This is a genomic window from Methanococcoides burtonii DSM 6242 (assembly GCF_000013725.1).
GTDB classification, from domain to species: Archaea; Halobacteriota; Methanosarcinia; order Methanosarcinales; family Methanosarcinaceae; genus Methanococcoides; species Methanococcoides burtonii.
Genome location: NC_007955.1, coordinates 601,537 through 613,695 on the forward strand (window position 1 = coordinate 601,537; position 12,159 = coordinate 613,695).

The 12,159-nt window shown below is 43.1% G+C and carries 8 protein-coding genes and 1 CRISPR repeat array (1 of these 9 only partly in view); all 8 genes read left to right on the forward strand.

Going from position 1 to position 12,159, the window contains the following annotated elements:
- Positions 1 to 488 precede the first annotated feature (488 nt).
- A complete protein-coding gene (locus MBUR_RS03005; RefSeq protein ID WP_011498723.1) occupies positions 489 to 3,254 on the forward strand; it encodes a CRISPR-associated helicase/endonuclease Cas3 in 2,766 nt (921 codons plus the stop codon).
- A 14-nt stretch (positions 3,255 to 3,268) separates the two neighbouring features.
- Positions 3,269 to 4,855, forward strand: a complete 1,587-nt coding sequence (gene casA, locus MBUR_RS03010) for a type I-E CRISPR-associated protein Cse1/CasA (protein ID WP_011498724.1) — start codon at positions 3,269 to 3,271, stop codon at positions 4,853 to 4,855.
- Between the two features lie 102 nt (positions 4,856 to 4,957).
- Positions 4,958 to 5,407, forward strand: a complete 450-nt coding sequence (gene casB, locus MBUR_RS03015) for a type I-E CRISPR-associated protein Cse2/CasB (protein ID WP_052286253.1) — start codon at positions 4,958 to 4,960, stop codon at positions 5,405 to 5,407.
- 21 nt (positions 5,408 to 5,428) lie between these two features.
- Positions 5,429 to 6,532, forward strand: coding sequence for a type I-E CRISPR-associated protein Cas7/Cse4/CasC (cas7e, locus tag MBUR_RS03020; protein WP_011498726.1), 1,104 nt, complete (start codon positions 5,429 to 5,431; stop codon positions 6,530 to 6,532).
- A 20-nt stretch (positions 6,533 to 6,552) separates the two neighbouring features.
- Positions 6,553 to 7,287 carry a type I-E CRISPR-associated protein Cas5/CasD gene (cas5e, locus tag MBUR_RS03025; RefSeq protein ID WP_011498727.1) on the forward strand — a complete coding sequence of 245 codons (735 nt, stop codon included), beginning with the start codon at positions 6,553 to 6,555 and terminating at the stop codon, positions 7,285 to 7,287.
- A gap of 9 nt (positions 7,288 to 7,296) precedes the next feature.
- A complete protein-coding gene (gene cas6e, locus MBUR_RS03030) occupies positions 7,297 to 7,971 on the forward strand; it encodes a type I-E CRISPR-associated protein Cas6/Cse3/CasE (protein WP_011498728.1) in 675 nt (224 codons plus the stop codon).
- 12 nt (positions 7,972 to 7,983) lie between these two features.
- Positions 7,984 to 8,895, forward strand: coding sequence for a type I-E CRISPR-associated endonuclease Cas1e (gene cas1e / locus MBUR_RS03035; protein ID WP_011498729.1), 912 nt, complete (start codon positions 7,984 to 7,986; stop codon positions 8,893 to 8,895).
- On the forward strand, positions 8,876 to 9,157 hold the full coding sequence (cas2e, locus tag MBUR_RS03040) for a type I-E CRISPR-associated endoribonuclease Cas2e (protein WP_011498730.1): 282 nt from the start codon (positions 8,876 to 8,878) through the stop codon (positions 9,155 to 9,157). Before cas1e ends, cas2e begins: the two co-directional genes overlap by 20 nt.
- A 105-nt stretch (positions 9,158 to 9,262) precedes the next feature.
- Positions 9,263 to 12,159: direct repeats of the CRISPR family, unit length 29 nt; unit sequence GAGTTCCCCATGCATGTGGGGATAAACCG; it runs 1,036 nt beyond the window's last position.

The window sequence follows — 12,159 nt, forward strand, 5'->3', positions numbered from 1 at the left end:
TAGACAAATTACAAATCCTTTTTTTTCGAGTTATAGGATGGCTCGACTCGTGTTCGATCTTCGAGTATCAATTGCCTGGGACACTTGAGTAGGTGTCTTTGCACTTTTCAATTCATTAAGTATATTCATCTTCATTTTGCTTCTGAAGATGAAACTAACATCAGTATATGAAACACACATAATACACACACAATACACACATTAGCAATAGTGTGTGCCATCTATATGTTAGATATGTGTTAAGCGGGTGTTAGATGCGTATCATTATTAATTATTTATTGGTGATGCGAATTCATTGAAATAACAAAAAGGAGTCAAAAAACGAGACGATGGTCAAATGGTTCTTATTATGACATTAAATAAATTAAAAATGAAATAGATAAATAAATATATATTAATGAAGCACATCTTCTACGATGATCCACTTTATATGAATTTATTAAATAGGTTAAATAGTATTCTTAATGTAATAATGGTTGGGTAACATTATGTATCGAAACTGGGGAAAGTCAAAAAGTGCAACTGAATATGATAATTCTAATTATCACTTATTAGTTTATCATGGTCTGGATGTTGCAGCCACGGGCAGGACAATTCTGCAAAAAGATAAATTATTATTGCAAAAATTCACAGACATAATTTCTCTTGATGAGGAAAAGACCATTTCGTTGATCTCGTTTTGTCTTGCAGTTCATGACATCGGCAAATTCTCAGAGCGTTTTCAAAACCTTCAGCCAGAGCTGTTGAACGATCTAAGAGATCATGACAGTGACAAGAGCTACACAGTACGCCATGATAGCATGGGACTACATCTTTGGAAAGAGATCTGGTCAACTGCATTTGATGAAAATTGGCTTGGCCTGGATAAGGAGATCTATGATAAATTCGATTGGAATGACCTTATCGGCCCCTGGATGAATTCAGTGACCGGACATCATGGCAAACCTCCGGAATATGTGCACAATGGAATCACTATAAGTTCAAGTGATCTTTTCACAGACGAAGATATTGAAATGGCAAGTTCCTTTGTAAAAGAAGCAGCTTCGTTACTACTAAGTGATGCATTAAGTGATGCATTCGAGTTCACTTCATGTTCTGAAGAACAGGCATATGATATTGACGATATGATCCTGGCTTTTAAAAGAACGTCATGGCTTATCGCGGGTCTTGCCATCGTCAGTGATTGGATAGGTTCCTCTGAAGAGCATTTTGAATATATCTCTTCCGAAATACCACTTAAAGAATATTTGGATAAATATGCTTTACCAAATGCTGAAAAGGCATTGGAAGATGCGGGTATCTATCCATCTACACCTTCTACAATAACTGGCATGGATGAATTGTTCCCGGACATCGTTGTTCCCAGTCCCATGCAAGAGCATGTTTCGAACTGTGATGTTGCAGCTGGTCCACAATTGTTTATTTTGGAAGATGCTACCGGTAGTGGAAAAACAGAAGCTGCGTTATGTTTAGCACATCGGTTGATGGCTAAAGGACTTGCACAGGGAGCTTTTGTGGGGTTACCCACCATGGCTACATCCAATGCAATGTATGAAAGGCTGGGTAATTCATATCAAAGGATGTATGCCAAAGGCGAAAGACCATCTTTGGTACTTGCACATGGTCAAAATTATCTGTCTGATGCATTTAGAAGCTCGATTGGCTTTCAAAATTCAAAAAATGGTTATTACGGAGATGGATCTTCAGGTGATGAGACTATTCAGGCACAATGCTCTGCATGGATCGCTGACAATAGGAAGAAAGCATTGCTTGCAGATGTGGGTGTTGGGACTATTGACCAGGCATTGATGGCGATCCTTCAATCCAATCATCAATCGTTAAGGCTGTTAGGTCTCTCACGTAATGTGCTCATAGTCGACGAAGTTCATGCTTATGACCCATATATGCATACGTTACTTTGTAGCCTTCTTGAATTTCATGTATCCCTTGGTGGCAGTGCTATCCTTCTTTCTGCTACATTGCCACAGAAACATCGTCAAGGACTAATATCTCATTTTTGTAAGGGGCTGGATAGTCCGACTATGAGTGCATCCAATGAAGAATATGCACTTGTAACTCATGTTTCTGAAAACGAGATATCTGAAACTCCCATAGGAACACGTCCCGGCACTGAACGCACTGTCAATGTGGAATTCCTGCACGATGAACCATCTGTTGAAGACAAGTTGATCAAATGTTCAAAGGAAGGGAAATGCTGCTGCTGGATACGCAATACCGTCGATGATGCCATCGAAGCCTACGAAAAGATCGTATCCGAATTGGGCAATGACAATGTACTTCTGTTCCATGCAAGATTTGCCATGGGAGACCGTTTAAAGATCGAAAATGACGTTCTCGAAACTTTTGGGAAAAGAAGTGACAGAAACTGCCGTAAGGGAAAGGTACTGATCGCCACACAGGTCGTGGAACAATCATTGGACATTGACTTTGATTATATGGTCAGCGATCTTGCGCCTATGGACCTGCTATTCCAAAGAGCAGGAAGATTACAGCGTCATCCACGCGATAAGAAGGGTTCTATAAGTGAAAATGATGAAAGAGGGAGGCCACTTCTTGGGATATTGGCTCCTGAATTATCAAAGGATGTTACTGAGAACTGGTATTCAGACATGTTCAAAGGTGGAGCGTATGTGTATCCTTCCCATGGGAAGTTGTGGCTTACTGCTAATTTGCTTTTTGAACATGGCCGTTTCAGTATTCCAAAGGACAGCCGATCTTTTATTGAATATGTTTTTGGCGAAAATGCAAATGAAACTGTGCCGGCTCCACTAAGAGCACGTGATGAAAAGGCACAGGGTGAAGCAATGGCTGACAGATCGATGGCTAACTGGCGATCATTGAATCTATTGCAGGGTTATGAACGCTCTGGTTCACAATGGGTTGATGATACCATAACCCCGACCCGCCTTGGTGAATCTGTGAATGTACGCCTTGCACAGTTCGAAGGTCAGAAACTTGTTCCTTTGCGAGGTCCTGATGATCTTTCATGGGAACTTAGTCAATTAAGCATAAGCGGAGGGCGTGTTAAATTTGTGGATGATCATGGCGAAGAGTTGAATAAATGCATAGAAGAGGCACAGGTCTCAATGAGAGATAAGGGTAAATGGAGTGTATTGATCCCTATGGGGTCTGATGATGGCGTTAATTGGACAGGTAATGCGAAGAACAAACACAACGATCGTGTCGATCTTGCATATGATGCACGGATCGGACTTAGGATGTGCAATAAATAAAAGGAGTTGAGAATATGACATTCAATTTGATCCATGAAAAGTGGATATGGGTACAGAGACAGGATGGCACAAGGAGTATGATAGCTCCCTGGCAGATCACAGATGAGATTGGATCGAATCCAATTATCTCTCTGGATGAGCCACGTCCTGATTTCAATGGCTCAATGATACAGTTTTTGATAGGACTTGTACAGACCACTATGTCTCCAAAAAGTGATGGGAAGTGGAGAAAACGTTTTATCAGTCCACCTACACCGGAAGAGTTGTTAGAAACTTTTGAGAAGGTGGCTCATGTGTTTGATCTGGATGGGGATGATGAGAGATTTATGCAGGACCATGAGCATATAGAAGGTGCTAAAAACCGCGTAGATGCTCTACTCATGGAAATGCCGGGTGTTCAAACCCTCAAACATAATGCCGATCATTTTCAGAAAAGAGATACTGTGACACAGATGTGCTTGCCATGTTGTGTCACTGCATTATTCAATTTACAATTAAATGCACCTGCAGGAGGACAGGGGCATAGGACATCACTCAGAGGAGGAGGTCCGTTAACAACTTTGGTTCTGGGCAGTAACCTATGGCAGACCATATGGTTGAATGTTATCTCGGATGAAAACTTCAAAGGACTTGGTGATGTTGACAATTGTGAAATTAGTGATATTTATCCCTGGATGGGACCCACACGTACAAGTGAAAAGAAAAATGCAATGACAACTCCCATGGATGTGAATCCAAAACAAATGTATTGGGGAATGCCTCGTAGGATACGTCTTGATCTTGATGATCTAATAGAAGGAGCTTGTGATGTTTGCGGGTGCGAGTCAGATAAATTGGTTTCAAATTATGTAACAAAGAATTATGGATACAATTATGATGGTGGATGGTGCCATGTGTTATCACCACATAATGAGAATAAAAATGGGCTCTTACCAAGACATCCTCAACCAGGCGGTATAACTTATCGTCATTGGTTAGGCCTTGTCCAACACGATCCGGATAAGGGATTATATTCATCTTTAGCTTTTGAGAGATTTGTTCAGAAACAGAAGGACCTAAGCGATCTGGGCGATGTATTCAAAAATACACCGCAATTGTGGGCTTTCGGATACGATTTTGATAACATGAAAGTTCGCTGCTGGTATGAAAGTACTATGCCACTGTTCAATGTTGCTGATGAGTTGAGACAGAGTTACGAACAGATCGTATCCCGACTTGTAAAAACTGCTGAAATCATAGCATACAACACCCGAAGCTGTGTCAAAAAAGCATTGTTCGGTGATAATACGCCTAGGGGAGATCTTTCTTTCATCGATTCCAGATTTTGGCATGATACTGAATCCGAGTTTTACAATATTCTCAATCAATTAACTGATGTTGTGAACGATGAAGCAATGGTCCTTGAGCTGAAAATGAAATGGCATAAGGAATTATCCCGAATCTCGGAGAAGCTCTTTGATGATAGTTCTCAGTCGATGCAATTCAGTGTCATAGACCCTGAACGTGCGGCTTTAGCCCACAAGGACCTGAGAAAGTTCAACTCAGACGGAGGTAAAAAGATAAGAGAAACATTAGGTTTGCCTGATAAAAAGAAAAAGTGAAATGATGTTCAATTCATGTTCGTTGAGATTTAAAAGGGGTGAATAGAAGTGATAAATGGAAGTACTTCGTTGGAGAAAAATTCGGATGCATGCAAGGTCCTAATGGCATGGTGGAAAAATATGGAAAATGAAAGGGGTGATCGAGCAGATCTTCGTAGATGCCACAATGTTGTAGAAGTGGTGTTCAATCCGACCTATCACAGACTATGGTCAGAGCTGAACAAGATCGGGTTTGGAAATAAGGATTCAGTTGCATTGATAGCAGGAGTATTGGCTCATGTTAAAAATAATCAGGGTGGAGAATCGTTTGCTGCTCAAATGGCAAGTCTGAACGGTGGTTCTAATTCCCAGGTCAGTGGATTACGCTTTAAGAGACTGTTGAAGATCGAAGAAAAGGCAGAACTTTTCAGTTCAATTGTTCGTGTTGTCAAACTCATGGATGGAAATGTGAACATTTGCAACCTTGCAAACAGTCTGTACTGGTGGAACGATATCACAAAGAAGCAATGGGCTTTCAGTTATTATGAGAAAGCACCAAGGAACAATAGTTAAAATTTCAGGGGAGATAATAATATGACAAAATTTATACAAATACACACACTCGTTTCATACCCACCATCGAATTTGAACCGCGATGACCTGGGAAGACCAAAGACTGCCGTAATGGGTGACACTCAGAGGCTGAGAGTGTCTTCACAGAGCTTGAAGAGAGCATGGAGAACGTCAGATGTGTTCAAAGAAGCTCTTGGGGACCACATAGGCATTCGTACCAAAGGTATGGGTGTGAGCATTTTCAAGGCATTGACAGAAGGTAGCAGATTAAAGGATGTACTGGACAACGTAACTGCACCTGTGGTAAATGAACTAGTAGAAGAGAAGATTGCTAAGGAATGGGCAAAAATGATTGCTGGAGTCTTCGGCAAGTCCAAAAAAGACACTGAGGATTCACTTACCGGGCTCGAGATCGAACAATTGACACACTTCAGTCCAGAAGAGATAACTGCAATCGATGAACTGGTTTCAAAAATAGCTGCCAGTGGTACTGCTCCTTCAAAGGATGACCTCGATCTTTTGAGAAAGGATCATACTGCTGTGGATATCGCTATGTTCGGAAGGATGCTTGCATCAAATACTAAATTCAATACCGAAGCTGCTGTACAGGTTTCCCATGCGATCACAGTAAATAAAGTTGCAGTAGAGGATGATTTCTTCACTGCTGTGGATGATCTGAACCGAGGTGAAGAGGATATGGGTTCAGGGCATCTTGGTGAGACTGAGTTTGCATCCGGACTTTTCTATACATATATCTGTGTTGACCGTGAACTTTTGGAAAGCAATCTCGGCGGGGATAAGGAGCTTGCAGATAAGTCTGTGCGTGCTTTGGTCGAAGCAATGGCCAAGGTATCACCTACGGGTAAGCAGAACAGTTTTGCTTCAAGAGCATACGCATCATACATGATGATCGAGAAAGGAAAACAACAGCCACGTTCGCTTTCTGTCGCTTATCTTGAAGCGGTTAAAGGGAAAAGCATGTTGAAGGATGCAATTGAAGGCCTCAAGCAGACAAATGAGAACATGGAGAAGGTCTATGGTCCATGTTGTGAGGATAGGTCTGAGATGAATGCATACACTGGTGAAGGTACCTTGACCAAGATGCTTGATTTCGTTACTAATTAAGCGATCAGGAGTTGATCGGTGTGAAAGAATATTTGATTTTTCGCCTGTATGGTCCAATGGCTTCATGGGGTGATATTGCAGTAGGTCAGCATAGGCCTACCTATGACCACCCATCGAAGTCTGCAATTTTCGGATTGATAGCGGCTGCTCTTGGAATACGTAGGGATGAGGAAGAGAGGCATTTGGAACTTTCAAATGCTTATAGCTATGGCACTCTTATTAATTCAGCAGGGAAATTGCTTCGTGATTACCATACTTCACAGGTGCCTTCTGCTGGAACAGGCAGGAACAGAAAGACATTTGCTACCAGAAAGGATGAGCTTGCAGTTCCAAAAGAGGAGCTTAACACGGTTCTTTCCACAAGGGATTATTATTGCGATGGGGTTTATACGGTCATACTGTCATGTAAGACAGATACTCCCCCATATTCTCTGGAGCTTCTCGGCAACAGTTTGAAAGAACCTTCATTTTGTCTTTATCTAGGCCGTAAGTCATGTCCTTTGGCACTTCCAATCAATCCAAAAATAGTGTCTGCTTCCAATATAAAGGAAGCTTTGCAGAGTGTTGATCCTGGAGAGGAAGGACTTGTAAAGAAGATCGAGATGAAGAGTCCTTACAGACTTTATTGGGATGATCCTAAGGAATCGATGACCTGTGAGCATACTATATCCAGGTATGATAAACTGTTGAGCCGTAAAAGGTGGCAGTTTTCGAAACGGAATGAGTACTATGCAATGGTTAGTTTGGAGGGATGAACTTTGTATATGAGTCGAGCAAAATTGCTTCCTGAAGCCATGTCAAGCAAGGCTATACGGGGCAATATGGGGAACGAGCATAATGTTCACCGTCTGGTGTGGTCTTTATTTCCAGTGAATGAGGATGATAAGAGAAAATTTATCTATCGGCAGGATTCGATGGGTAGCTTGCCATCTTTCTATTTAGTGTCTGAAAATGAACCAATTGATGAGCTCAATGTTTGGGACATTGATGTGAAACAATATGATCCTATATTGAAGTCTGGTCAGAAACTTGCATTTTCTCTTCGTGCCAACCCAATTGTTTCAAAAAGAGATGAAAATGATAAACAACACCGACATGATGTAGTCATGGATGAAAAGTTCCGTTTGAAGATGGAAAATGGTGGGGATATTGAACCCAATATGCCAGACATTGTACAGAGAAAGGGGTCTGAGTGGTTGCTAAGAAAGGGTGACATGAACGGATTCTCGATCAATGCTGAACAGATTCGTGTAGATGCTTATCAGAACCATAAGTTGTTCAAACCAAAAGGTAAGCACCATGTTAGCTTCAGCACTGTTGATATTGTGGGTACTTTAACTGTTACTGATCCAGATATTTTCAGAGATGCTTTGTTTAAGGGAATTGGACCTGCAAAAGGGTTCGGTTGCGGTATGCTTCTTGTCAGGCCTTTACGTTGAGGTGGTCCAGGGATGCTTCCAAAGTTAAAACCTGTTGCAATTAAGGAACGATTGTCTTTGTTGTTTCTGGAAAAGGGCGAACTTGATGTAATCGATGGTGCTTTTGTTCTTGTGGATAAGAATGGAATACGTTCACAGATACCAGTAGGTGGTATTGCTTGTTTGATGCTGGAGCCAGGCACGAGAGTATCACATGCAGCGATATCTCTTGCTGCTCGTGTTGGCTGTCTGCTTATATGGGTAGGAGAGGCAGGAGTACGTCTTTATTCCGCAGGGCAGCCAGGGGGTGCTCGTGCCGATCGTTTGTTGTATCAGGCAAAGCTTGCGTTAGATGAGGAACTTCGGCTTAAGGTCGTTCGTAATATGTATGAGATGCGGTTCAATGAACCAGTATCTGAGGGTTATAGTGTTGAACAGATGCGGGGTATGGAGGCTGCACGTGTTAAGAAGATGTATAAGATATTCGCTCAGCAATATGGTATTGAGTGGAAAGGGCGAAATTATGATGTCGATGACTGGGATGCCGGGGATGTTCAGAACAGATGTCTAAGTTCTGCAACTTCCTGTATATATGGAGTTGCAGAGGCTGCAATTCTTGCTGCAGGCTATTCTCCTGCAGTTGGTTTCATTCATACGGGTAAGCCACGTTCCTTCGTGTATGATGTTGCTGATATATTCAAGTTCGAGACCGTTGTTCCCATTGCATTTAGGATCGCCTCTGAGAAACATACCAATTATGAAAGAGCCGTGAGACTTGCTTGTAGAGATGCATTTAGGCAAACTCGATTGTTGAAAAGGATCATTCCAAGTATTGAGGAGATGCTTTCAGCGGGTGGTATTGATCTACCTTCTGCAGCAAAGGATACTCTCCCTCCTGCTATCCCTAATGAAAGAGGTATTGGCGATGTTGGTCATCGTGCTTGAGAACGCACCTGCCAGATTACGTGGTCGACTTGCTGTCTGGCTTCTGGAGGTACGCGCAGGTGTTTATGTGGGGGATTATTCGGTAAAGGTCAGAGAAATGATTCTGGAGAATCTTGAAAAAGGTTTGGAAGATGGAAATGCAGTTGTAGCGTGGAGTTGTCCAAACGAACAAGGGTATGATTTTTTAACATTTGGTGAGAATAGACGCATTCCAAAGGAGATGGATGGGGTTAAGTTAATATCTTTCTTACCAGATATATGAATCCAGTCTTCAATGCACCAATCGTTCATCAGGATAATTGCAATATGTTTTTAGTCTTTGGATGCCGGTAAGTGATTGGTGTATTGTTTCCATATATATGGAACAGAGTTCCCCATGCATGTGGGGATAAACCGACTGGCTATCTACACCTGAAAAAGATAAAGGTGAGTTCCCCATGCATGTGGGGATAAACCGACTCGTCATCGAACGGGTTTCGGAGTAAATATGAGTTCCCCATGCATGTGGGGATAAACCGGTCGTGTGGACATTGTATGCAAGACTCCATTTGAGTTCCCCATGCATGTGGGGATAAACCGTACTAAGTGCAATATTGCTGATGTTATTCTGTGAGTTCCCCATGCATGTGGGGATAAACCGTTTCCTCCGGCATTGATGTCACCGATAGTAGTGAGTTCCCCATGCATGTGGGGATAAACCGACTGTACATCATTGTATTCGAATGAGCACCACGAGTTCCCCATGCATGTGGGGATAAACCGACATTGGATACTAAGAGGAAACTCGCAGAATAGAGTTCCCCATGCATGTGGGGATAAACCGGGACACTTACTCCGAAACCCGTTTGATGATGGGAGTTCCCCATGCATGTGGGGATAAACCGAATACCCTCGCATGTCTGCAACATAAACGAATGAGTTCCCCATGCATGTGGGGATAAACCGGGACAGTTGTATTGAGTTCTCTCCGTAGGGGTGAGTTCCCCATGCATGTGGGGATAAACCGGTCTCCAGTGGTGCTATTGTATCACATAGGCAGAGTTCCCCATGCATGTGGGGATAAACCGACACTAAGTTTTTCAGGTCCTCTAGTGTATGAGAGTTCCCCATGCATGTGGGGATAAACCGGCGGGCGCACAGGGCGTAATCATCGGAAACATGAGTTCCCCATGCATGTGGGGATAAACCGCTTCTTTCATCTTAACATATTTCGGCCAAACAGAGTTCCCCATGCATGTGGGGATAAACCGCAGGAATGGACCCTCAATATATCAAATGGTTAGAGTTCCCCATGCATGTGGGGATAAACCGCATTAGATAACCTCCTGGATCTCATGCTCTAAGAGTTCCCCATGCATGTGGGGATAAACCGTAGTGAGAGAGATCACTATAAACAAAGCAGCAGAGTTCCCCATGCATGTGGGGATAAACCGGCCCCCAAAGTATAAACGTTCAGTTTCTAAGTGAGTTCCCCATGCATGTGGGGATAAACCGATAATGGGGTGATTGAAGTAAACGAGACCGAAGAGTTCCCCATGCATGTGGGGATAAACCGGTTATCATTAACATTCTGTTTCGATCCCGGACGAGTTCCCCATGCATGTGGGGATAAACCGTGACCCAATCAGTGCAAAATGCCAACGGTCAGGAGTTCCCCATGCATGTGGGGATAAACCGCTTAATAAATCTAATTGCCTTACCGCATCCATGAGTTCCCCATGCATGTGGGGATAAACCGACCCCTTCATTAAAAATGGATCAACTTTTTAAGAGTTCCCCATGCATGTGGGGATAAACCGTCTATGAGAATTGGCAGCGATATTTTGATAGGGAGTTCCCCATGCATGTGGGGATAAACCGGTTATTCCGGTTGTTCGTTTTGTCCCTGCTTTGAGTTCCCCATGCATGTGGGGATAAACCGTTGTATCAGGCATTGATAGCGTGGATAGTTCTGAGTTCCCCATGCATGTGGGGATAAACCGCCACTTATTGAAGCTGGAGCTTCAAAGGTCGTGAGTTCCCCATGCATGTGGGGATAAACCGTAATCTCCGCGATTACGTTACCATCACGCAGCGAGTTCCCCATGCATGTGGGGATAAACCGAAACCATTCGGCAGGAGCTATTAAAGCACACGGAGTTCCCCATGCATGTGGGGATAAACCGTGACGCATTAGAATAGCTCACAGTATACCGATGAGTTCCCCATGCATGTGGGGATAAACCGAATACAATCCATGCATCTTTATTTGAGGCATTGAGTTCCCCATGCATGTGGGGATAAACCGATACGGTCCTTATCGGGGGTCCCCTTGCGTATGAGTTCCCCATGCATGTGGGGATAAACCGCCAATCGTCTATTGTTCCTTGTTGTGTTTGTCGAGTTCCCCATGCATGTGGGGATAAACCGGTAGCAGTAATAAAAAAATCAGAACATCTGTCGAGTTCCCCATGCATGTGGGGATAAACCGGCCTTTTCAGCTCTCTTTGATATAAGAGCTGTGAGTTCCCCATGCATGTGGGGATAAACCGTAAGAACCGCCAACTGGGTACATATATCCATCGAGTTCCCCATGCATGTGGGGATAAACCGTACACATCATTCTCACTGTCGTACACCGTCACGAGTTCCCCATGCATGTGGGGATAAACCGTTAAACAAGATTCTCCTGATAATATGTCCTTGGAGTTCCCCATGCATGTGGGGATAAACCGTCGATGTATATAATGCAGCGCGCCAACGAATGGAGTTCCCCATGCATGTGGGGATAAACCGACTATTCGTTTTCTGACTGGGCGTTTATAAAAGAGTTCCCCATGCATGTGGGGATAAACCGACAATTATCAAATACAATACGGGAATACACTTGAGTTCCCCATGCATGTGGGGATAAACCGTATTGATTTCTTCTCCAGCATCGCTCATAACAGAGTTCCCCATGCATGTGGGGATAAACCGTTAAAATTGTGTCAGTGTTGTTATTCAGTATTGAGTTCCCCATGCATGTGGGGATAAACCGCTTTATTACAACGTCACCTTGAGATGAATTAGGAGTTCCCCATGCATGTGGGGATAAACCGGTGAAGAACCATGAACTATCACGACCATTTATGAGTTCCCCATGCATGTGGGGATAAACCGCTTAGTTTGTCACGGAATAGCTGAGGAATGATGAGTTCCCCATGCATGTGGGGATAAACCGCCCCCGAAATATCTACCCAGCCAGTATTTATTGAGTTCCCCATGCATGTGGGGATAAACCGA